We start from the raw sequence: 22,863 nt of genomic DNA on the forward strand, positions 1-22,863 counted from the left end.
CCTCGCGATCTCCTTGATCGATCAGTCGGGCGCTTCGATTGCGGACGCAATTGTGCTCCTGCAGTCGGAATCGGACTCGAGCCGCCGGTACCTCGGCCGGACAAATGGAGTTGGAACCTACAAATTCCTCAATCTCCCGGAGGATACCTATCGGCTTGATACGATCACCAGCATGTTCCGAGACCGGCCCATTCGCGCCCTCCACATTTCTGCCGAAGAAGAGAGGGCACTGGCGCCCCTTGAGTTGGAGGCTGGACTATCCGCTGGCTGCGATGCTCTCTCGCTCGATCTGCGGGATGGAATCCTTCTGGCCGCCGGAACGGAGGCCGGAGCTCTCGCCGGTGCAGTCGTGAACAGAAAAGACAAACCCATCGCAAACGTTGCCGTTGAACTGTCATGCGAGGAAGATCGGATCTGTGGACAGACGAGGACGAATGCCAAAGGGGAGTTTCTCTTTCGCGGCCTCAAACCCGGCCACTACTCTGTGATCGCGAAAGGGGCCCGCCATTACTCATTGACCAAGGAAGGCTTTGTAGTCCGGGCCGGTCTGCGGTTGGTCTACGGCTCCATCGAACTGGAGTCGTGTGGATGGGGTGACTGCAATCCGGCTCACCGGCGCAAGGACCCGAAGTTCCTGGGGCAAATCTGCGAAGACTGAAAAGATTCCCATCCTGGCGCCGGTGCTTGCGGAAGGATGGCCCATGGCGGTCGAAGCCTGACGGCGTCGATCCCGCGGCGCGATGTCGGAGGATTCCGGTTCCAGCGGCTGCCCGCGCGTTGTGAAGGAATACGAGCGATTCATCCTCAGATCCACTGACATCCAATTGGTAAAACTTTCCGGTTGCCTGAAAAGAGTTCCGATATTCCGGGCCGGCCCGGGGTTCAAGCCGGCCGGAGATGGTGTTGCTCCAGGGGGCCAAGCTCCAGCCGCGGCCCCTGGTGCACCCCCACTGGCATTCACGCCTTTGGCCCCGGTACTGCTTTCGTTGCGGAGCTGGTTGCCGACTCGCTGGTGAACTCGTGCCAGGCATCGGCCTGGGTCAAAAGGCGAAAGTCAGGGCGAGAGTGTGTCAACACTGGCATTTCCCGCCAGTGGAAGCCCAAATGCAGCCCAAGTGGTCACAATGTCCACCGAAAAGGTTGCAGCCGAATCAACCAGCGAGCAAATCCACTTGCTCATCCGGAAAGCCGCCGCTCTCCGCATCGACTCTGTCCGGGCTACTACCGCCGCGGGCAGCGGCCATCCCACAAGTTGCGCCTCGGCCGCCGAAATCGTTTCCACGCTCTTCTTCGCGGTCATGCGGTTCGATCCCAAAAACCCGCAGGCCGAGCAGAACGACGTCTTCATCCTCTCGAAAGGTCATGCCGCACCGCTGCTGTATGCGGCTTGGGCTGAGGCCGGCGCATTCCCTCGGGAGCGGCTGTGGACGTTGCGCAAGTTTGGTTCTGAACTCGAAGGCCATCCGACGCCGCGTCTCCCCTTTGTGCCGGTGGCTACCGGTTCCCTCGGCCAGGGACTGCCCGCCGCCGCCGGCATCGCCTACAACGCAAAACATCTGGAGCAGACGGGTCAACGAATCTACGTCCTGTTGGGTGACGGTGAGGCGGCTGAGGGCTCCGTCTGGGAGGCTGCTGCATGGTCGGCCTTCCACCAGTTGGACAACCTCTGTGTCACGGTCGACGTAAACTGCCTGGGCCAAAGCCAGCCGACGATGCTGCGGCACAACATGGATGCGCACGCGGCACGCTGGTCCGCCTTCGGGTGGCACGTGGCGGTGGTCGATGGGCACAGCCCCAGCCAGCTTCTGGGCGCGTACCGGGCGGCGCTCAAAACCCGAGGCCGTCCCACGGTGGTGCTGGCTCGCACCATCAAAGGTAAAGGCCTACCGGGTATCGAGGGTGACGAGCATTGGCATGGACGCGCACTCGACTCTGCCAGGGCGGAGAAGGTGATCCACGAACTCACCCGCCAGATGGGCGACTCATTGGCTGAGTGGGAGCCCAGCATCCGGATTGAGGCGCAAGCCACCGTGCCGCCACCTGTCCGCACCCTCCGGCCGGACGTGTACACGCCGCCTTACGATCCGAGACTTGACTCTGTCTCCACGCGCCAGGGTTTCGGCAGCGCGCTGGCCGCCATCGGCGCGCGGAACAAAGCGATCGTCGTGGTCGATGGAGACGTCAAGAACTCCACGTACACAGAGGAGTTCGAGAAGCTGGCGCAGCTCCGCTTTCTGCAGGGTTACATCGCGGAGCAGAACATGGTTGGCATCGCGATGGGCCTGGCCGCCCGCCGCAAGGTTCCGTTTGTGGCGACATTCGCCTGTTTCCTGACACGCGCGTTTGACTTCATACGCATGGCCGCGATCAGCGGCCTCAATATCAAAATTGTCGGCACCCATGCGGGCGTTTCCATTGGAGAGGATGGCCCCTCCCAGATGGGCCTGGAGGACCTGGCCATGATGTGCGCGGAGCCTGGTTTCACCGTCCTCTATCCTTCTGACGCCACCAGCGCCTGGCGGGCGACCGCTTTGATTGCCGCCCATGACGGACCGTGCTACCTGCGGCTGGGCCGTCCGGCTGTCCCCGTTCTCTATGGTGAACAAGAGCCTTTTGCCATCGGACGGTGCAAGGTCCTGAGGAAGAGTGATCAGGACCGTGCGTTGATTGTGGCGGCGGGCATCACTGTTTTCGAGGCCCTGGCCGCCTATGAGCAGCTTCAGGCAGAGGGCCTCATCGTCCGCGTCATCGATCTCTTCAGCATCCATCCCATTGACGGGGAGGAACTCGTCGCGTCGGCCAGGGATTCAGGTGGAATTGTCGTTACAGTGGAGGACCACTACCGCCATGGTGGGCTCGGCGACGCAGTGCTTTCCGCGTTGGCACGCCATGAAATGCGCGTCTGCAAGCTGGCTGTGTCGGAGATCCCGCGCAGTGGCACCAGCCGGGAACTCCTGGCCGAAGCCGGCATCTCGGCTGGCGATATCCGTGATGCGGTTAGATCGGCGCTCAATGAGTTCCACTCGCATGATGCCCAATGAGAATAGTGTGCACCCCGCCTTCCGGGCTCAAACCGGGCCGCAAGACTCAGTGCCGCCCTGTAGGCACACTCGCCGTTCAGCGGCGAGCGATACCCAGGCCGCCAACGGTTCCAAGGGCGACAGTTGGCAGTCCACCTGAGCGACTGCTTCGCCAAACTACCAGCAGCGGGAGTTCCGGCCCAGGGGCGCGGAAATGGAGCCTGCGCGTGGTTCGCGGCCGGGCGAGTTCTCCCACCAACCGGCCCATATGCCTCGTCACCATCGCCTCCGTGTTCGAGAGGAGAGACAGGGGCCAACTGGCACTGGCATTCAATGCCAGGATGGGCGGCTCCGTTGCTCGATCAGGACACCCAGCTGTTTGCAGGCATCTCCGTTAGCTGCCCTTCACATGGCACTTGTTGTTGGTGCAGTTGCCCTCGGATGCAAACGCGGCGCCATCAGCCCGGTGGCAGGCTCCGCAGGACGCTTTGGCATCCTCGCGTTTTTTGTGAGGTGACGAGAACTCGATGGGCGCCTTTCGATCTCGGGTGAACAGCCTGGGATGACAGATGAGGCAAGCATTCATCTCCCGCTTTGCGTGCCCGGCGTGGTCGTAATTGACATCTCCCGCCGTCGTTTGAATCACCAGTCTGGATGGCGGTTTCTTATCCTCGCCCAATAGCAGGCTCGACCCCAAGAGCGAGAAGAGAAGCAAACCAAAAAGAGGTTGTCGCATCTCAATACCCTAATACAAAATTGTCTGCGATGCAGCGGTCTGCCCTGCCCGGATGGGACTGTGAGTTTGCCTAAGCGACAAGGAGTTGGGCCTTAAGTTACACGGTGGAAACTGCTGTTTTGCACCCGCCCGGCCGATCAGGAATCGCGGAGCGGAAATACTAGTTTTGAGATGGAACAAAGAAGAGAGGAGGCCCTTCTTGTGATTCCAGAGGGTCCGGATGGGCGATTGTACTGTGCGAGTCAGTAGTTGAGCATGGACCCGAGCTTCACAACATGGCTCATGCAGGCCGGGCGATCTGGGCGGCCGGGACTGCTGCGGATACGGGTTTGGCGCGCGCCCGGGCCATCCTCAGTCCTGCCGGCCAACCGTTCTCCGCAGTGCGATTGGCAGGAGAGATTGAACTGTCGTGGCCATCGCCATCTGCTGAGAAGTGTGTATCCGAATGAGCTTCTGAATCCGCCAGCATTGAAGAGCCGCCAGCCGGATTCATAAAAGATCCTTAACAGAGCGTATACTTCGCTCTGTCGAATATCGATGTAGATTCTTTCATTTATTTCCGAAGAACCGACTGGCTGAGGCTGCACGTGCGATGATGCTGCCAGATTAAGAGATCATCATGATCGAAGAGGTTTCCGTCGCTTTCCGGGCGCGCGCAACTCCGAATATCAAGTCCCGCCATTTAGTCTTACCTGTCGGGCTGTCAATTAGGCGGGGAGGATGATAGGGTTCCACTGAGCTGACACGGCGGGTGATCGCAACGTGATTTAGGCTGGCCGCGGTGCGCGCGGCCAGCCCTCAGGCCACCAGCCACTTCTGCGCCAGCTCTTGCGGATCCGCGCTTAGGTCCACAGGCTCCGTACAGACCTCTTCGCCACCCTCTACCCACACAGCTTGGATGCCATCGGCTTCCGGACGTAACTCCAGCCGCCGTCCCTTTGCCTCCAGCACCAGCGTCGTTCCAGACCAGCGGAAGTCCACAAAGGTTCGCTGCCCGTGCCCGATTGTCCGGCAAGCCGTCAGGAATTTCTGCGTGTAGGGACTCGTTTTCAGCGCGTCCGCATGCGGAGCCGCCCTCAGCGCAGCCTCCCGCTCCGCCGCTTTGGCGTCCAGTTCCCGTTTGATCTTCTCCGGATCCCGCTCTTCCCGCGACTCCAGCGCTTTGAGATTATTCTCCAGATTGTCCAGATAGCTCATTCCCTCCAGGATAGCGGAGCCTCGCTCTATCAGGCCCGCGGGCTGGCCGTTGTATAATTGCCCTCATCTGGATGGCGCGATCCTGCGCCCGTGTTCGCTGGGGCGATGCAATGAAACTATGGGCCTTTCTGGCCGTCGCTGGACTCCTGGCCGCCGCCGAATACCACGGCGACACCGACAAGGACCGCGCGCGCATCCTCGCCCGCCGCAACTGGTGGTCGTTCCAGAAAGTGGTCCGCCCGGATCCGCCCAAACTCAATAATCCCTGGGTCCGCACGCCCATCGACGCATTCCTCCTGGAGGCGCTCCAGGCCAAGTCCCTTAAGCCCTCGCCCGAAGAGAGCAAACTGCGCCTGCTGCGCCGCGTCACGCTGGATGTTACCGGCCTGCCGCCCAAGCCTGAAGAGGCTGCCGCCTTCCTGAATGACAAACGGGCCGACGCCTACGACCGCCTGGTCGACCGCCTCATGGCCTCCACTCAATACGGCGAACGCTGGGCCCAACGCTGGCTCGATGTCGCCCGCTACGCCGACACCAACGGCTTCGAGCACGATCTGGAGCGGACCCATGCCTGGCGCTACCGCGATTACGTGGTCCGCAGCTTCAATGCAGGCAAGCCGTACGACGTTTTTCTAAAGGAACAGATTGCTGGTGACGAGCTCTGGCCCGGCCAGCCGGACCCGGTGATTGCCGTTGGCTTCAACCGCGCAGGTCCGGAGCACCTCACCGGCGGCAACCAGGACGTCGAGCTGAACCGGCAGGAGGTTCTGGTGGAGATGACCGCGGGCGTCAGCAACGTCTTCCTCGGTCTGACCATGAACTGTGCGCGCTGCCACAACCACAAGTTCGACCCCATCCTGCAGACCGACTACTACCGGCTGCAGGCCGTGTTCGGCGGTACTGAGGGCAAGGACGTGCCGCTCGCCAGCGCCGACGAAAAAGCCCGCTACGATGCGGCTCGCAAGGCGTACGAAGCGCGGCTGAAACCCGTTCAGGACCAGATCACGGCCATCGAGAAGCCCTACAAAGAGGCCCTCATCGCCGAGCGCCGCGCCAAGCTGGAGCCGGCTGTCCAGGCTCTGCTCGATGTCCCCAAGGACAAGCTCTCCGAAGCCGACCGCGAGAAGCAGAAGAACGCCAAGGACCAGATTTCGCCTTCCTGGGATGAAGTGCTGGCTCGCGTCCCCAAGCCCGAATTGGAGCGCCGCTCGGGCCTCCGCCGCCAGTTGCACGCCATTGAACTGGACGAGCCCGCCCCGCCCGCCGCGGCTTACGCGGTGGTGAATCGCGAGAAGCCCGAAGACACTAACGTCCTCAAGGTCGGCGACCATCGCATGAAGCTCGGCACGGTGCCGCCGGGCCTGCCGCTGGTGCTCACGGCCAACACGGCCAGGCCGGTTCCGCTGGAAGCCGCCGGCCGCCGCACGGTGCTGGCCGAGTGGCTCGCCCAACCAGAGCACCCGCTCACCGCGCGCGTCATGGTCAATCGCATCTGGCAGTTCCGCATGGGGCGCGGCATCGTCGGGACGCCCAACGATTTCGGTATGATGGGCGAACGGCCCACGCATCCCAAACTCCTCGACTGGCTGGCCGCGGAATTCGTCTCGAGTGGTTGGAACGTCAAGGCCATCGACCGGCTGATCCTGACCTCCAGTGCTTACCGCCAGGCCTCCGCCCGCGATGCGGCCGGCGAAGCCGTGGATCCAGAGAACAAGCTCTACTGGCGCATGAACCGCCGCCGGCTGGAAGGCGAGGCGATCCGCGACTCCGTCCTGTCGGTCAGCGGCATGCTGAACCTGGAAGTGGGCGGGCCGCCCATCCGGGTCCCCATCGAGAAGGAAGTCTACGACTCCATCTTTACCGAGTATGAGAACGACAACCTGTGGCCGCTGCCCAAGGATCGCGCCCAGATCTATCGCCGCTCCCTGTACCTGCTGAACAAGCGCACGGTGCGGCTGCCGATGCTGGCGAACTTCGACCAGCCCGACGCGATGACCTCCTGCGCTTACCGTCCTGTCTCCACGCATGCGCTGCAGGCGCTCTCGCTCATCAATAGCGACTTCATGGCCGAGCAGTCGGCCGCGTTTGCCAGGCGCGTCGAACAGGCTGGAACGGGCGTTCCTGTCCGCGTCCAGCGTGCGTATCAGCTCGCGCTGGCCCGTCCGCCGAAGCCCGCCGAAATCACCATGGCCCGGGACTTTTTCACCAAGGGAGGCACGCTCCAGGAATTCTGCCTGGCGCTGTTGAACCGCAATGAGTTCATCTACATCCCCTGATCCTCGCGGTCATATCCCTGTCGCGCGAACGCGCCGCAACGTGCTGCTCGACGCGGCCCATGGCTTCGGCGCGATCGCCTTGCAGAGCCTGCTTGCCCGCGAAGGGAAGGCCGCGCCGCGCATCAATCCGCTAGCGGCCAAGCCGCCGCACTTTCCCGCGAAGGCTAAGTCCGTCATTTTCCTGTTCATGGTGGGCGCGCCCAGCCAGATCGATACCTTTGATCCCAAGCCGGGCTTGAAGAAGTACGATGGCCAGCGGCTGCCCGAGAGTTACGGCAAGATCCAAAGCCAGTTCACCGATGGCAGCACGCCGCTGCTCTCGTCGCCTTGGGCCTTTCAACAGCATGGCCAGTCCGGCGCGTGGGTCTCGACCCTGATGCCGAACCTCGCGCGCTGCGTCGACGACCTGTGCTTCGTGCGCAGCTTTCATACCGACAGCGTCGTGCACGCGCCGGCGATGTATCACGTGCACTCCGGCCGTATCCTGATGGGCTACCCGTCCCTGGGCGCGTGGGTCACTTATGGGTTGGGCACCGAGTCCGACAACCTGCCTGCCTATGTCGTGCTGCCGCAGCCTGAGGGTACTCCCGAAGGTGGGACGCCCTGCTGGGGCGCCGGCTTCCTGCCGGCCGTGCACCAGGGGACCGTACTGCGGCCGGGCGCGACGCCCATTCTGAATCTGCAGCCTCCCCCGGGCGTCACCCAGCAACGTCAGCGCGCCACGCTCGATCTGCTGCAGAAGATGAACGACCTGGATACAGATCCGACTGATTCGGAAATGGGCGCCCGAATCGCCTCTTATGAGCTGGCGTTCCGCATGCAGCGCTACGCGCCGGAGGCGGTGGATCTCTCGAAGGAGCCCGAACATGTGCGCAAGCTCTACGGGCTGGATCAGAAGCGCACCGCCGACTTTGGTTCCCGCTGCCTGCTGGCCCGCCGCATGGTGGAGCGCGGTGTCCGGTTCGTCCAGCTCTACTCCGGCGGGGGCCCCGTTTCCACGCAGTGGGACGCGCACAAGGATCTGGTCGAGAATCACGAGAAGATGTGCGGCATGACGGACCAGCCTATTGCCGCCCTGCTCACCGATCTCAAACAGCGCGGGTTGCTGGATTCCACCCTGGTCATCTGGGGTAGCGAATTCGGGCGTCTGCCCATGACGCAATCCGGCAACGGCCGCGATCACAATCCGCACGGCTTCACCATGTGGTTTGCCGGCGGGGGCGTGAAGGCCGGGCGCACCATTGGTTCGACCGACGAATTCGGGTTGCGCGCGCAGGACGACCCGTATTCCATGCGCGACTTCCACGCCACGATCCTCCACCTGTTGGGCCTCGACCAGAATCAGCTCTGGTATCTCCACAACGGGCGTCAGGAGAAGTTGACCGACTTCGGCGGCAACGTCATCCAGCGCGTGGTGGCGTGATCAGGCATACCCGCCCGTGGCGCGATGCGCCCGCAGCAGTTCATCCAGCACCGACTCCGGCGAGCCCGTGAAACCGGGTGGCAGTTCATTGGACGCCTGGACCTTCAAGAAAATCTGGTGCGCCATCTGACTGCGCAGGTCGGCTGGCAGGTCGGAACGCCGCGCCACAAACGTCTCGATGAGGGTGGCGTGGGTCGGTGACAGGCGGTATCCGGCGAAGGCGCCGCCCGCCGGAGCGGACTCCTCGATCTCCTGCCACATCGACTCCTGCTTCCGTTCCCTGATTACGATGGACCCGGCCACAAAGTCGCCCAGCCGCTTGCTCTGCGCATTGAACAGTGCGGTGAGGATGCCCACGGCGTAGATGCCCGGCAGTTGATCCACAATCCGCAGAAGGTTCCGTCCGATCGTCTCCGCCGGTGCCAACGGCCGCCCGCTCTCTTTGATCACACGGATCCCGATGATGCGCTTGCCCGGAGTCTGGCCGCGCCAGGCGATCTCGAAGATTGTGAAGTAGCCGTAGTACAGGACGAAATTGAAGCCGATCACTACGGCGGTCCACCACTGCTGGGGCACAAAAGCAAACACCATAAACAGCCGCGCCCCGGTGACGGCTAAAATAAGGAGCCCGGCCAGGAACGCCACAAATTGGATTGTGGTATCGATGGCCAGGGCCAGAAAACGGCTCCCGATGCCGGCGAGCTGGAAATGAAGGCGCGTCTGTTCCGGCGTCTCGATGGAATGCACGTCGATCAGCGCGGGAGCCGGCGGCATCGGATTGGATGGAGTGGGCGACATGGTTTCTACTGCCTGGATCAAAAAGCGGCAACCTCACTGGAAACGGCTGGAACGGCTTGTCGAAGTTGCATCGGGCGGACTCTCCAAACTCAATCATGCCGAACTGCGGGAATTCGGGCTGCTTTACCGGCAAACCGCGGCTGACCTCTCGACCGTAGTCGAAGATGCCTCCAGCTCGCAACTATCCAATTATCTCAACCATCTGCTGGGGCGAGGCCACAATCTTCTCTACATGGGGCAGCGGCCGAAGATCTCGGGTATTTTTGACTTTTTTTCGTCGACCTACCCTTCCATCTTCCGCCAGACCCTGCCCATGACCGCCCTCGCCACGGCCATTTTCTGCCTGGCGGCGATTGTGGGCTGGGTGGTCACCGCGTACGACCCTTCCTTTGCGCACAGGATTCTCGGACCGCAGATGATGGTCAGCATCGAGCGCCATGAGATGTGGACTCATTCCGTGGTGGCCATGAAGCCGGTGGCCGCCTCGGAGATCACTACGAACAATCTCAGTGTGGCGTTCGCTGCCTGTGCCGGCGGCATCACCGTGCTGGGGCCGGTCTACCTGATGGTCTTTAACGGTTTGCTGCTGGGCGTGGTTGGCGCTGCCACGCAGGCCGCCGGAATGGCCCTGCCGCTGTGGAGCTTCGTGGCGCCGCACGGCGTGCTGGAACTCCCGGCCATCTTCATCGCCGGAGGAGCCGGGCTGGAGATCACGCGCGGGCTGCTCTTTCCAGGGTTGCTGCCACGCCGCGCCTCGTTAGCCCAGGCCGGCGCACGTGCGATTCGACTGATGTTGGGGGCGGTGCCGATGCTTCTGGTGGCCGGGTCCATCGAAGGGTTCTTCTCGGCTACCAGCACACCCGTCGCGATGAAGTTCCTACTGGCCGGTGTGCTGTTTGCCTGCCTGCTTGTCTATCTGTTCGGCTCCTGGTCTACAAAAGGCTCCGGTCCTTCACCCGCAAATACTCGTTGAGCAGGGACGTCGACAGATTGCCCGGATGGAGGTCCAGCGCCAGGATTCCCCGTTGACGCAGTGAGCGCATCATCACCTCACGCCGCTGTACGATTTCGAGCGCCGCGGTGTGGCGGTACATCTCCTGTCTGGTCTGGGGCGTCTGCGCCGCCAGCATGGCGAGGTCGGGCTGGCTGAGCGCGGCGAACACGACCAGGTGCCGCTGGCTGAGCTGGATCGCATGCTCGATGACGTCGGGCGTGCCGGGTGTCTCAGCGAAGTCTGTGATCCAGACGACCAGCGAGCGGCGGCTCTGGGCCTTCAACAAGGCGCGGGCCGCGCGGCCGTGCTGGGCTTCCAGCGCTTCGGCTCGGACTTCGGCGATGGATTCCACCAGCGCGCGCAAGTGCAAGGGGCCCCGGCTGGGCGCGATGGATTTCTGCACGGTGCGGCCGTAGGCGAGCAGCCCCACTTTGTCGCCGCACTGGCTGGCGAGTACGGCCAAAGTGAGGGCGGCGTTGGCCGCATGGTCTAGTTTTGTCAGCCGCAATGAGGTGCCCGGCTGCTCCACCAGGGTTCTTGATAACCGCCCTGCGTCGAGCACCAGCCAGATCGTTTGGCTGCGCTCCGCTGTATAGGTGCGTGTCACCAGATGATGCCGGCGGGCCGTGGCCGTCCAGCAGATATCGCGCAGGTCGTCGCCTTGCCGGTATTCGCGCAGGGTCTCGAACTCCCGCCCGAGCCCGCGCAACTGGCGGCGGCGCTGCTCGACTTCCACCTGCTTGTGGCGGATCACGATGAGGGCTTCGGAGCGCGCCAGGGGCAGGTCCGGCAGCACCCGCACAGTCTGCGTCAGAGGAGCCGCGGCCCAGCGTTCGGCGAGTCCGAGCGGCGATTGGTAGCGAAGGTAGACATCGCCGGCTGCGTGGTCGCCGCGAGCCCGGCCCACGACACCGTATTCCGCCGAGGCAGTCCGCGCCGGCGCGGTTTCGATCTCGAATCGCGAGACGTCTTCCGCCAGGCCGGGCGGCACGACATCCACGAGTTTTGCCCGCACCGTGCAGTTGCTGGTGTTCTCCAATGTTATGGTGACCTTGGCGCCGTGGGCGAGGAAGAGCGGGCCCTCCCAGGAGCGGGTGAGCCGCAGTTGTCCGGGCGCTGGCAGCCGCAGGAGATCGTAGAGCCACGCGGCCACGATCAGGGCGTCCCAGATCCAGAGTCCGGCCACGGCGCCGGGCCAACGCCATGCGGGCACCAGCCAGAGCAGGCCCGGCAACAGGGCCAGGAAGAAGCGTTGGCCGAAGCCGAAAGGCAGGCGCCGCCGCGGCTCTGCTGGAGCCTGGATGGCCGGCGGTGCAAGCGAGCCTGTCATTTCTTATAGACCTGGGGGATGTCGACGGATGAGAGCACCTGCTGAACCACCAGATCCGGGGTGAGCCCGTCGAGGGTGGCGTCCGGCTTCAGCATCAGCCTGTGCCGGAGCACCGGCAGTGCCGCAGTCTTGATGTCATCCGGCAGCATGTAATCGCGGCCGTCCATGGCCGCCAGGGCGCGGGCCACGAAGAAGAGCCCGATCGCGGCGCGGGGACTCGCGCCTAAGGCAATGGCCGGCCAGTCGCGTGTGCGGCGAACGATGGAGACCGCGTAGGAGCACAGCGTTGGTTCGACTTTCACTTCCGCCACCTCGGCGCGCGCCGCCGATAGCAACCCTTCCGGCAGCACTTCCAGCGGCATCGACTGCAGGCGCCGCGGATCGAAGCCCTGGTCGTAGCGCGAGAGGATCTCGACCTCCTGCGCCTCGGACGGGTATTGAATGCGGATCTTGAGCAGGAAGCGGTCGAGCTGCGCTTCGGGCAGAGGGTAAGTGCCCTCGAACTCGATCGGGTTCTGCGTAGCCAGCACGGTGAAGCTGGGCGGCAGGTGGTGGCAGACGCCATCGATGCTGGCCTGGCCCTCTTCCATGGCTTCGAGCAGCGCGGACTGTGTCCTGGGCGGGGTACGGTTGATCTCGTCCACCAGGAGGAGATCCGTAAAGATGGGCCCCCTGTGCAGGTCGAAGCTGTTGGTGCCGAGGTTGAACACGTTGGTTCCGGTGATGTCGGCCGGCATGAGATCGGGCGTGCATTGCACACGGCGGAACTCCAGGCCGCAAACGCGCGCCAGCGCCTTCACCGCGAGGGTCTTGGCGAGGCCCGGCTCGCCTTCGATCAAAGCGTGACCGCTGCAGGCCAGTACGAGGAGCAGTTGGTCGACCACTTCCGCCTGGCCGATCAGGACTTTGGACAGTTCGCCGCGGACATGGGTGCAGAGATTGGAAAAGTGCTGCAAGGCTATCGGGCCTCCAAAGTAAGTTTCGTACGGGCGCTGAGGCGCCGGCTGTAATCTTCCAGTTGCTGGACCAGTGCCAGCGCTTCGCGCGGCTCCAGGCGCTCGATGTGCCGCGTCTCGGCGGCATGCCGCAACGCCGCGGCCAATTCCGACTGGCTCCAGCCCAGGCGTCGCGCGGCGGCTTCCGCCAGGCGGGCATCCTCGATGGTGCCCGGCAAGGCCAGCCGCTGGGTGAGTTGCAGGCGCAGTTGCCGGTAGGCGGCGCCGACACCGAGCGAAGCCGCGCCCGCGCGTTCGTACAGCGCACCGAGGGTGTCGACGAACTCCAGCGGAGAAAGCCTGGATTCGATGATGGGCTGCACCACCGGACCCGAGCGGCGGCTGAAGGCGAGCAGGGCGACGAGGGCCGCAAACGCACACTGCCAGAGCACCCAGCGGGCCGGGGTGCGTTCCACATAGCTCCAGAGCGACCCGTGCTGGCCATGGAAATACTCGTCCCAATAAATGCGTGGTTTGCCGGTGCCATCGGACGGCGCGACGGCGTTCAGGAACACGCGCAGGTTGGAGGCTCTGAGGATGCCGTCGTTCGTCAGTGGTGTGGCGGCGGACCACCAGACAATCTCTCCGCGCCCGGCGCGCCACGCTACGGCGACAGGCTCCTGTGCCGATCCATACAAGACGACGACCGGCTTGTCGAGCGCCTCGAGTTTTGCCCGCCGTTCCAGTTCGACGGTGGGTGCGCCTTGCGTGTAGCGGCCTGGCCAGGCGGCGTGAAAAGGGCGTGGGACCAGGGACCAGTCGAGCTTGGTTGCGGGCGCGCCTGGGAGGAAGCCTTCCGCGCCGCGTCCGCAGAAGAGAACGCGTCCGCCGGTTTCAACGAATCGGGCGAGCGCCGCGCGGTCGGCAGCGGTGGGCGTCTCGGAGGGTTCCGCCAGGATAAGGACGGAGCCCTCTCCCGGCGCCTGGAGACGTTCCAAGGGCTCTTCCCTTCGCTCGACGCGATGGCCGAGATCCTGCAGTAGCAGGTAGGCCGCCTGGGCACCGCCGGGCAAGGTGGAATAGGTGGTTGGGATGGCGCTGCTGCCTTGTGCTTCCTGCGGTTCCAGGATGGAGATGGCGATGGTTGACACCACCGCGATGACGCCGCAGGCGATGAGCAGGCGGCGGTCCGTCCGGCTTAATCCACTGCGCATCCGAGTTCCTTCAGGGCGCCAAAGCAGGTGGTGAGATCCTGATCGTCAGGCGTGGCGCGGGCGTACCAGCAGCGCTCCAGGCGAGTGCAGAGGATACTCAGCGCGGCCCTCAACTCCTGCTGGCCGGCCAGCAAACGGAGGTGTTCGCGCGGTGTGTGGGCGAAGTGCGGCGGCAGGGTCCCCGCCTCCTGCAGGTGTGTAACGCCCGCCCAATAGCAGCACTGGATGGACCCTGCGATGTCGCCCTTGCGCCGGGCGGATTGGGCGGCGGCGATCCACGCTTCTGAGTTCAGGGAGGGATCCGGCAGTCGTCCCGGAGAGAGGGGGCTCGCCCGCGTTTCGTGGCGCCACGTGTGCATCAGCAGGTAGACGAGCACGCCGCTGGCGCCGACCAGCAGGGCCCACAGAAACAGTTGGATGCTGCCGGGGTGCCTGCCGGTAAAGCCGAAGAGTTTGTCCAGGAGTGCTTCGACCCAACGTCCAAATTCCTTCCAGAACAGCTCCCACTCGCTGGGCGGATTGGGCGGCCGGAATTCGGGGCGTGCGAGGATGCGTTTCAGCTTGACGGCGGCGGAAGGGTCGGACTCGGCCGTTGTGCCGGAGTCCAGGGAGGCCGCCAACAGCTCGAGCCACGCGCGAACCTCCGCGCCCTGCTGCTTCTTGGGTCCGGACTGGAAGTATGCTCTCAGCGGCGCCGTGGAGATGGTAAATGTCTCGTCCGAGACGTCAACCGACCACTCCGCCGGAAGGGTAGCCGCGTCGACGGTTGTGCCTGCTTCCATCGTGGCGCTCCACCGCCGTAGCTCGGCCGCGAGATCGGCCGGCCTCTGCTGGGCCGGCAGTACCGTCACAGCAAGCAGCAACCAGAGGTGGGACCACGGCCGCATCTAAGGAAGAAGGGAGAGTCCGCGATCGGATGGGGTGGACCGCTCGCTGTCGGGATTCATCATGAATTGCAGGTCGAAGCCTTCCTTGCGGACTCGCAGGTCGAAATAGAAAACAGAAATGGCAATCGCCAGGATGGGCGTTGCGATGGATCCAATCACGAAGCCGCCCAATTGGAGCAGAATTGTCGCCAACCGCATGGTGGCCGGATCCTTGCTGACCAGGCCCGGCCCGGCGGCAACCAGAATCGCCATGCCGATCCAGAGGCTATAAGTAATGACGATGTAGAGCAGCAGAATGATGAAGCTCCGGCCGGCGAAGCCGCTGGTGAGGTTCTTGCTGCGGGTGATGGAGTCGCCTGGACCTCGCTTCTCGATCAGGCCCGCCGGCAGGCAAACGAGCAACCGGCAGGCGAAATAGATCCCCGGAATTACCAGAAGAACCACGCCCAGTAAGACCGCCAGGCCATTCAGCCACACAATGCCGACGACACTCCAAAACTCGGAGAGTACGTGCCTGACAGATTGAGCCATGGAAGTGGCGCGGCCGAGATGAAGATCCGCGACGGCATAGACGATGCCGGCCATGGCAACGGTGTAAGACAGGGACGACAGGACGTAGGAGACGAACGCCGAGAGTCCCCACATTGCTGCCGCAAGAGGCGACTGCGCAACGGTCGCGCCGGCCACGAATGGGTTGGGTAATAGCACCGATCGCGCCAGCTCAAAGACCAGGACGATCGCGCTGGGAATGGCCGAAATGCCCGCAAAGAGCAGAAACTGCCGCCGGTAGAGGGAAAAGGTCCGATCGAGAATCTCCCCTAGCGAGAGCGGCCGCAATTCCAATCCGTTCACAATAAACCCCAAAAGAGCTGAGAAATAACCGGTAAGCCCGCAATCATAGCAGACCTGCATGGAGGATGGATGAAAGCCGCGGCGGCGGCTCGCCCTGGAAAGGCAATGCCGAAGACTTGCAGCGCCTCCAACTGATATGATCCGGACGATTGAGCAGGCCGGGCGCCTGCCTGGAGGCTTCATCCATGACTCAGCGCACCCCATTTCTATTGATGTTCGCTTGTCTCGCCCTATCGCAGGCTCATGCCCAGAGCATCGTAATTCAAGTGGATGCGGGCAAGCCGGCAGGGCCTCTGAAGCCTGTGTGGAGCTTCCTGGGTTACGACGAACCGAACTACACCTACATGAAGGACGGCCGGAAGTTGCTGTCGGAGTTTGCCGCCGCCAGTTCAGTGCCGGTTTATGTGCGCGCTCACAGCTTGCTGGTGACCGGCGATGGCGTGGCCGCGCTGAAGTGGGGTTCCACGAACGCTTATACAGAGGATGCCAACGGCAAGCCCGTCTACGATTGGACGATTGTCGACCGCATCATCGACACCTACCTGGAACGCAAGATGAAGCCGCTGGTGCAGATCGGCTTCATGCCGCAGGCGCTCTCCACCAGGCCGGAGCCGTACAAGCACAACTGGAAGCCGGGCGATAACTACAACGACATCTATCTGGGTTGGGCTTATCCCCCGAAAGACTATGCCAAGTGGGCGGAGTTGGTCTATCAGTGGGTGCGGCACTCCGTGCAGAAGTACGGCAAGTCCGAAGTCGATACCTGGCTGTGGGAGGTGTGGAACGAGCCTGACATCAGCTACTGGAAGGGCACGCCGGAGGAGTATCACAAGCTCTATGACTATTCGGCCGATGCCGTGAAGCGCGCGTTGCCCAGCGCCAGGATCGGCGGCGCCGATTCCACTGGGCCTGGCAATGATCGGGCCAGCAAGTGGATGCGCGACTTCCTGACGCACGTGGTCCACGGCAAGAACTATTTCACCGGCAAGGTGGGTTCACCCATCGACTTCCTCAGCTTTCACGCGAAGGGCCGCCCCAGGTTCGTGGAGGGCGGCGTGGTGATGGGGATCGAGAATCAACTGCGAGACCTGGACAAGGGCTTCGAGATTATTGCCTCCTTTCCTGAGTTGAAGGGCAAGCCGATCGTGATCGGCGAGTCGGACCCGGAAGGCTGCGCCGCGTGCTCTTCGCGCGTATATGCAAACAACTCATACAGGAATGGTGTGATGTATTCGAGCTACACGGCAACGGTGATGCCGCGGCACCTCGAGTTGGCCGCCAAGCACGGCGTCAACCTGTTGGGCGCCGTGACGTGGGCCTTCGAGTTCGAGGATCAACCCTATTTTGACGGGTTCCGCGATCTGGCTACGAACGGCATCGACAAGCCGGTGCTGAATGTCTTCCGGATGCTGGGCATGATGACGGGGCAACGAGTCGCCGTCACGAATCCGGCGGCGGCCTCGTTGGCTTCGATGCTGGCCAGCGGCGTGAAGACCACGCCCGACGTGCATGCCTTTGCCAGCCGGGACACGAACTCGGTCACCATCCTGGTCTCGAACTATCACGACTCCGAGAAACCCGGTCCGGCGGCGCAGATCGACTTGAATATCACGGGTCTGCCTGCCGGACGCATCCAGATGCAGCACTACCGTGTGGACGACGAGTTCAGTAATTCGTTCGAGGCCTGGAAGAAGATGGGGTCTCCACAGCAGCCGACCCCGGAGCAGTACACGAAACTGGAGCGGTCAGGACAACTGCACTTACTGGAGTCGCCGAAGTGGATCCAGGCGAAGGCGGGCAAAGCGCAGCTGGAATTTGGCCTCCCACTGCACGGCGTCTCTCTGATCCGGCTCACCTGGTAGTGGCGAGGCAGATTTCCAGTGCCGGTGCAGGAGGTCCGTATCCAACCGAACCTGTGGCGGATCGCGCTGCTGATTGCGGTGGCGATCGCCATCAGCTATTTGGATCGTCAGACGCTACCGGTGGCAATCGCCGCCATCCAGCGGGATATTCCCATCTCGAATACGCAGTTCTCGCAACTGCAGGCCGCGTTTCTTGTGGCCTACGCAGTGATGTATGCGGGTGGCGGCAAGCTGATCGATGTGCTGGGCACGCGGCGCGGCTTCGTCTGGATCATGACGACATGGTCCCTCGCCTGCGCGAGCCACGGCTTTGCGACGGGCTTCCGGTCGCTGGCGGTCAGCCGGTTCCTGCTCGGGCTGGGCGAAGGCGGTGGGTTTCCGGCTGCTACCAAGGCGATTGCCGAGCGTTTCCCGGTGGCGCAGCGATCGACGGCTATGGGCATTATCAACTCCGGCACGGCCGTGGGTGCAATGGTCGCTCCGCCGGCGATTGCGGCGATTCTCGGGGCGACGTCGTGGCGCTGGGTCTTCTTTGTCACCAGTCTCCTGGGCCTCCTTTGGACGCTGTGGTGGCTGCGGGACTATACGCCGGTTGGGGCGGTGCAACACGGTCCGGCGGAGCCTCCGATCCCGTGGTTGAGGCTGCTGACGTTTCGCGAAACATGGGGGCTGGTGATGGCCAAGTTCATCAGCGACGCCGCCTGGTATTTCTATCTGTTCTGGCTGCCGAAGTACCTCTACGATGTGCGCGGGTTCGATACGAAGAGCGTGGGCTACTATGCCTGGATCCCCTATGCGCTGGCGGGTGTGGGGAGTCTGACAGGCGGATGGTTTTCCAGCCGGTTGTTGACGGCCGGCAAGTCGTTGAATTTCTCGCGTAAGCTTACGCTCGGCTTGAGCGCGGCACTGATGCCGATTGTCGCCCTGGTGAGCAGTTCCCCGGTGGAGATGGCGATCGCGCTGTTCAGCGTGGCGTTCTTCGGGCAGCAGTCGTGGTCGACGCTGGTGATGATCCTGCCGGCGGACCTGTTCCCGCGTGGCGCTGTGGGTTCGGTGGCGGGGCTGGTGGGCTTCGGTGGATCCATGGGCGGAGTGGTCTTCAACCTGGCTACCGGATTCCTGTTGGATCACGGCTTCGGATACGGCTTCGTGCTTGGACTGGTGAGCACGTTCCACATTGTGGCGTTCCTGATTATCCTGCTGACCGTTCGCGATGTGAAACCGCTGGCTGTCGAGCGAAAGCACTGATGCGGCGAAGGGTTTGGGGTTGATGATGGAGAAGCACTCGCACAAGTTATGGGAGGTGATGGAGTGAGCATTCGACTGGTGCAATTGGAATCGGGCGGCGGCCGTTGTGTCGCGCTGGTGGAGGGAAACCACCTTCAGGTATTGCGGGGCTTCGCCTCGGTCTACGAACTGGCCCAGGCCGCCATCGGGCGCGGAATGCGGCTGGGCGCGCTGGCTGCGGAGAGCGTCTCCGGGCGGACTGAAGACTATGATGCCGTTTACGCTGGGCGCTCGGACTGGCGGTTGCTGCCCGCGGGCGATCATCCCACGGAACCGGCGCGCTGCCTGGTTTCGGGGACTGGACTGACGCACCTGGCGAGCGCGAGCCGCCGGGATGCGATGCACGCAAATACGGCGCAACTCACCGACAGCATGCGCATGTATCTGTGGGGCGAGGAGGGTGGACGGCCAACAGCGGGTCAAGCGGGCGTGGCTCCGGAGTGGTTCTACAAAGGCAATGGCACCATTCTCAGGGCGCACAACCAGCCGCTGCTGGTGCCGCGATTTGGCGAGGATGGCGGCGAAGAGCCGGAAATCGCGGGTGTCTATCTCATCGATGCGGAGGGTGTGCCCCGCCGGCTCGGTCTGACGATGGGCAACGAATTCTCCGATCACAAGCATGAGCGGCGCAACTATCTGTACCTCGCTTCGTCGAAGCTGCGGACCTGTTCCATCGGGCCGGAACTGGTGGTGGATGCTGAATTTGGAGCGGTGGCGGGTCAGGTGTCGATTCTGCGCGGGGATCAAGTTTTGTGGCGGCACGACATCGGCTCGGGTGAGGCGCGGATGTCGCACACGCTGGCTAACCTGGAGCACCATCACTTCAAGTACGAGCAACATCGCCGGCCGGGCGACGTGCATATCCATTATTTCGGAGCGGATGCCTTCAGCTTTGGCGATGGCCTTGAACTGGCGGAGGGCGACGTGATGCAGGTTCAATTTGAGGGATTCGGGCGGCCGTTGCGAAATCCGGTTCACATCGACCGGTCCCCGGACGCACTGGTGGCGGTAATGCCTTGCTAGGCCGGCACTGCGGCAAGTCGAAGAAGGATTTGAATGCGTGCGGGCCGCGCGGACAGGCTACGGTTTGGCGGGCTTGCGGGCCGACCTGGCTTTGCCCTGGCCACCGAACTCCACAGGCGCCTGCTCGAGAGCGTCGTTCAGGGCGGCTGTGATTTTTGGATCTCCGGGCGCTAGTTTCAACGCCTCGCGCAACTGGTCGAGCCCTTCCACCCAGCGTCCCAGGCGGAGCGCAGCGACCGCGTAGTTGACGCGAATGCCGACGTGGCTGGGGTCCAGGGCCACCGCCGCCTGGTACTTGCTCACTGCTTCGGGAAGCTTTCCGGACTTTTCCAGCTCGGCGCCCTCATTGTTGAGGCGCAGCGCATTGAAGGCGTTCTGGCTCTCCCCGTCGATGCCGTGCAGCACCTCGGTCAGGCGCTGCTTGACGCGCTGGGCTTCTTCGGCCTGGCCGTCCTGGCGCAGGGCCAGTTGCAAGCTGTTCAAGGTCGCCTGGTCGTTCGGCTTGAGCCGGTCAGCTATTTTAAGAGGCGCGACCGCTTCGTGCGGGTGGCCTTGCCGCAGGTACTCTGAGCCGAGGCGGAGCTGGGCGATCGCGTTCTCCGAGTCGATGGCGACAGATTTCTGGAAGGCAGCCAGGGCGCCGGGCTCGTCCAGCAGCGTCTTGCGGGTCTGGCCGAGGTCGGACCACGCTTCAGCGAATTGCGGCTGCAGGGCGACCGCCTCCTGCAGCAGCGCCGCGGCTTTCTGCGTCTCGGTGTTCTCGGTGTGGATCTTGGCGCGCAGGTAGCGAGGGAAGGCGGAATCGGGCTTACGGCCCAGCAGCACGATCGCCCGGTCGAGGTGGACCGCGGCGCCCTTGAAGTCGTTGGACTCCAATAAGACAAGGCCGAGGTCGATGCGGGCCTGGGCGAAGTTGGGGTTGAGCGTGACGGCCCGCAGAAACTCGACCCGCGCTGGTTCCGGCTGGCCGAAGTTCTTCAGCGCCTCGCCCAGGGCATGATGGGCTTCCGCGGATTGGGGCCGGAGTTTCACCCCCTGCCGGAGATGCTCGAGCGCTTCAGCCGGCTTGCCCTCCTCAGCGAGCAGGCTGCCTAGCATCAGGTGGGCGTCCGCATTGGCGGGGGTCGACTTCAGAACTGCTTCGAGGATACGGGTGGCGCCGGCCCTGTCGCCTTTGGCGATGAGATCCCAGGCCTGATCCAGCGGCTGGCGCTGCGCGAACAGCAGCGAGGAGAGGACCAGAAGTGGAAGCAGTTTCGACATGGATCAGCCTTGCTTGAACTTCTGGGTACGAGTGATGCCTGAGCCCTCGGTGACGTGGATCAGTTGGTCGCAGGGCACGGCGGCGAGCTTCTCTACGAGGCCGAGCGGCCAGCGAATCTCAAGGTCCACGGTCTGCGCCGGGCCGAGTCCGAAATGAAGCCTCGTGTCATTCACAGACAGGTAGGACGATTGGCTCAGCACCTCCTGCACCTGGACCTTGCCTCCATAGCGGGCCGTCACCCGGGCTCCGATCGCGCTGCGGTTCGACTTCACGCCCGTCAGCTTCACCTTCAACCAATGATGGCCGCTGGTGACGTCGTTGCGAAGCAGGGACGGCGGCTCGTTCTGATTGACGATCAGGATGTCCATGTCGCCGTCGTTGTCGAAATCCCCGAAAGCGCAGCCGCGGCTGGCGTGAAGGGCGGCGACCCCGGGTCCCGCTTCCGCGAAGAGTTCCTCGAACTGGCCCTGGCCGAGGTTGCGGAAGAGGACTCGCGGGGTCTTCAGCGGTACGTTCGGGAACTTCTTTTCGACTTCGGGATAGATGCTGCCGGTCACCCAGAAAATGTCGGGCAGGCCGTCGTTGTCGAAGTCGACCAGGCCCGTGCCCCAACTGACGTATTGCGTCTCGACACCAAGTCCGGCTTTCAGCGTGACATCGCGGAAGTTGCCCTTGCCGTCGTTCTGGTAAAGAGCGGGCGTGTCCTCGCGAAAGTGCATCTTGAGGATGTCGAGATGGCCGTCCAGGTTGTAGTCGCCGATGCCGAGGCCCATGCCGGCCTGTTCCATGCCGTCCTCGCTGAGGGCGGCTCCGCAGTCGAGGCCCTGTTCGGTGAAGGTGCCGTCGTGGTTGTTGCGGAACAGCAGGCTGGGCGTGGAGTCGCAGGCGACGTAGATGTCGGGCCAGCCGTCGTTGTCGAAGTCCGCCGCGACCACGGTCAGGCCGAAGCCCCCGGCCACCTTCGAGATTCCGGCCTCCGCTGTGACGTCTGTGAACGTGCCGTCGCCGTTGTTGCGATAGAGCAGGTGATGGCCATAAGGCAGCCCTCGAGGGCCGCAGTTCACGGCAACATTCATGTAGTTGCAGGCGCCGGTGTCGGTGGGGCGCGGCACGGTCTTCATGTCGAATTCGAGGTAGTTGGCGACAAAGAGGTCCAGGCGGCCGTCCCGGTTATAGTCGACAAAGGCGCAGCCCGAGCCGAAGCGGGGCGTGGGGCTCAGCAGCCCGGCTTCCTTTGTGACATCCGTGAACGTGCCGTCCCCATTGTTGCGGTAGAGGACATTCTGGCCGTAGTAGGTGAGGAAGAGATCCTCGAAGCCATCGTTGTTGTAGTCGCCGACAGTGACGCCTTGCGCGTAGCCTGTGCGCAGCAGACCGGCCTTCTCGGTGACATCGGTGAAGGTGCCGTTGCGGTTGTTCCTGTAGAGGCGATTGGAGGCGGCTGGCGGCGGGTCTGCGGTTCGGGATCCGCAAAGGACCAGGATGTCGAGCCAACCATCGTTGTCGTAGTCGAAAAACGCGCAGCCGGCGCTCATCACCTCCACAATATAGTCGGCGCGGTCGCGGTGGCCCGCGACGGTGATGTGCGTGAGTCCGGCCTGGGGTGCAACGTCAGTAAATCGGGCAGGGAAGGGGAGGCCGGAGGGTTTCCGCCGCGGCGAGGCTTTGACGCCGCGGGAGGCCATGCCCTGGATCTGGGCGCGTACATTGGAGGCGGACAGCGAGAGCAGGCTCAAGGCGGCCCGGCGGGTGAGAGAGGCCATGT

General features: G+C 63.4%; 18 protein-coding genes. 8 read left to right on the forward strand and 10 right to left on the reverse strand.

Features of this window, described 5'->3' with window-relative positions; all coding sequences use genetic code 11:
* The first annotated feature begins 172 nt into the window (after positions 1-172).
* Positions 173-658, forward strand: coding sequence for a carboxypeptidase-like regulatory domain-containing protein (locus IRI77_RS32315; RefSeq protein ID WP_194449065.1), 486 nt, complete (start codon positions 173-175; stop codon positions 656-658).
* Between the two features lie 466 nt (positions 659-1,124).
* On the forward strand, positions 1,125-3,041 hold the full coding sequence (locus IRI77_RS32320) for a transketolase (protein ID WP_194449066.1): 1,917 nt from the start codon (positions 1,125-1,127) through the stop codon (positions 3,039-3,041).
* Between the two features lie 373 nt (positions 3,042-3,414).
* Here IRI77_RS32320 and IRI77_RS32325 read toward each other — a convergent pair whose 3' ends face one another.
* Positions 3,415-3,756 carry a cytochrome c3 family protein gene (locus IRI77_RS32325; RefSeq protein WP_194449067.1) on the reverse strand — a complete coding sequence of 114 codons (342 nt, stop codon included), beginning with the start codon at positions 3,754-3,756 and terminating at the stop codon, positions 3,415-3,417.
* 798 nt (positions 3,757-4,554) lie between these two features.
* Positions 4,555-4,953, reverse strand: a complete 399-nt coding sequence (locus tag IRI77_RS32330; protein WP_194449068.1) for a hypothetical protein — start codon at positions 4,951-4,953, stop codon at positions 4,555-4,557.
* A gap of 110 nt (positions 4,954-5,063) precedes the next feature.
* Between IRI77_RS32330 and IRI77_RS32335 the strand changes: the two genes are divergently transcribed.
* Positions 5,064-7,229: a DUF1549 and DUF1553 domain-containing protein gene (locus IRI77_RS32335; RefSeq protein WP_228486435.1), complete on the forward strand. Its 2,166-nt coding sequence runs from the start codon at positions 5,064-5,066 to the stop codon at positions 7,227-7,229.
* Positions 7,207-8,652, forward strand: a complete 1,446-nt coding sequence (locus IRI77_RS32340; protein WP_194449070.1) for a DUF1501 domain-containing protein — start codon at positions 7,207-7,209, stop codon at positions 8,650-8,652. The genes IRI77_RS32335 and IRI77_RS32340 overlap by 23 nt, the downstream gene beginning before the upstream one ends.
* Here the strand turns inward: IRI77_RS32340 and IRI77_RS32345 are convergent, their stop codons facing one another.
* Positions 8,653-9,450: an RDD family protein gene (locus tag IRI77_RS32345; protein ID WP_194449071.1), complete on the reverse strand. Its 798-nt coding sequence runs from the start codon at positions 9,448-9,450 to the stop codon at positions 8,653-8,655.
* On the opposite strand from IRI77_RS32345, the gene IRI77_RS32350 reads away from it, so the two are divergent.
* Positions 9,449-10,423 carry a stage II sporulation protein M gene (locus tag IRI77_RS32350; RefSeq protein WP_194449072.1) on the forward strand — a complete coding sequence of 325 codons (975 nt, stop codon included), beginning with the start codon at positions 9,449-9,451 and terminating at the stop codon, positions 10,421-10,423. The genes IRI77_RS32345 and IRI77_RS32350 overlap by 2 nt on opposite strands.
* Here the strand turns inward: IRI77_RS32350 and IRI77_RS32355 are convergent.
* From IRI77_RS32355 to IRI77_RS32375, 5 genes are all read right to left on the reverse strand, one after another.
* Positions 10,383-11,774, reverse strand: a complete 1,392-nt coding sequence (locus IRI77_RS32355) for a DUF58 domain-containing protein (protein ID WP_194449073.1) — start codon at positions 11,772-11,774, stop codon at positions 10,383-10,385. The two genes, IRI77_RS32350 and IRI77_RS32355, sit on opposite strands and share 41 nt — an antisense overlap.
* Positions 11,771-12,730, reverse strand: a complete 960-nt coding sequence (locus IRI77_RS32360) for an AAA family ATPase (protein WP_228486436.1) — start codon at positions 12,728-12,730, stop codon at positions 11,771-11,773. Before IRI77_RS32360 ends, IRI77_RS32355 begins: the two co-directional genes overlap by 4 nt.
* Before the next feature lie 2 nt (positions 12,731-12,732).
* The gene (locus IRI77_RS32365) at positions 12,733-13,923 is read right to left on the reverse strand and encodes a DUF4350 domain-containing protein (protein ID WP_194449074.1); all 1,191 of its coding nucleotides are present in this window, start codon (positions 13,921-13,923) and stop codon (positions 12,733-12,735) included.
* The gene (locus IRI77_RS32370; RefSeq protein WP_194449075.1) at positions 13,908-14,705 is read right to left on the reverse strand and encodes a DUF4129 domain-containing protein; all 798 of its coding nucleotides are present in this window, start codon (positions 14,703-14,705) and stop codon (positions 13,908-13,910) included. The genes IRI77_RS32365 and IRI77_RS32370 overlap by 16 nt, the downstream gene beginning before the upstream one ends.
* A 105-nt stretch (positions 14,706-14,810) precedes the next feature.
* Entirely contained in the window at positions 14,811-15,662 is an 852-nt protein-coding gene (locus tag IRI77_RS32375) for a hypothetical protein (RefSeq protein ID WP_194449076.1), read from the reverse strand.
* Positions 15,663-15,847: 185 nt separating this feature from the next.
* Here IRI77_RS32375 and IRI77_RS32380 point away from each other — a divergent pair, with 185 nt between their 5' ends.
* The 3 genes from IRI77_RS32380 (at position 15,848) to araD1 (ending at position 19,834) form a co-directional block, all read left to right on the forward strand.
* Positions 15,848-17,524 (forward strand): GH39 family glycosyl hydrolase, encoded by a 1,677-nt coding sequence (locus IRI77_RS32380; protein ID WP_194449077.1) that lies wholly within the window; start codon positions 15,848-15,850, stop codon positions 17,522-17,524.
* A gap of 18 nt (positions 17,525-17,542) precedes the next feature.
* A complete protein-coding gene (locus IRI77_RS32385; protein WP_228486437.1) occupies positions 17,543-18,772 on the forward strand; it encodes an MFS transporter in 1,230 nt (409 codons plus the stop codon).
* Positions 18,773-18,841: 69 nt separating this feature from the next.
* The gene (gene araD1, locus IRI77_RS32390) at positions 18,842-19,834 is read left to right on the forward strand and encodes an AraD1 family protein (RefSeq protein ID WP_194453883.1); all 993 of its coding nucleotides are present in this window, start codon (positions 18,842-18,844) and stop codon (positions 19,832-19,834) included.
* A gap of 57 nt (positions 19,835-19,891) precedes the next feature.
* Here araD1 and IRI77_RS32395 read toward each other — a convergent pair whose 3' ends face one another.
* Together IRI77_RS32395 and IRI77_RS32400 are read right to left on the reverse strand one after the other, a co-directional pair.
* Positions 19,892-21,097: a tetratricopeptide repeat protein gene (locus IRI77_RS32395; RefSeq protein WP_194449078.1), complete on the reverse strand. Its 1,206-nt coding sequence runs from the start codon at positions 21,095-21,097 to the stop codon at positions 19,892-19,894.
* A gap of 3 nt (positions 21,098-21,100) precedes the next feature.
* Positions 21,101-22,861 (reverse strand): CRTAC1 family protein, encoded by a 1,761-nt coding sequence (locus IRI77_RS32400; protein WP_194449079.1) that lies wholly within the window; start codon positions 22,859-22,861, stop codon positions 21,101-21,103.
* Positions 22,862-22,863: the final 2 nt, after the last annotated feature.

Origin of the sequence: Paludibaculum fermentans (assembly GCF_015277775.1) — a bacterium.
Taxonomy (GTDB): Bacteria; Acidobacteriota; Terriglobia; order Bryobacterales; family Bryobacteraceae; genus Paludibaculum; species Paludibaculum fermentans.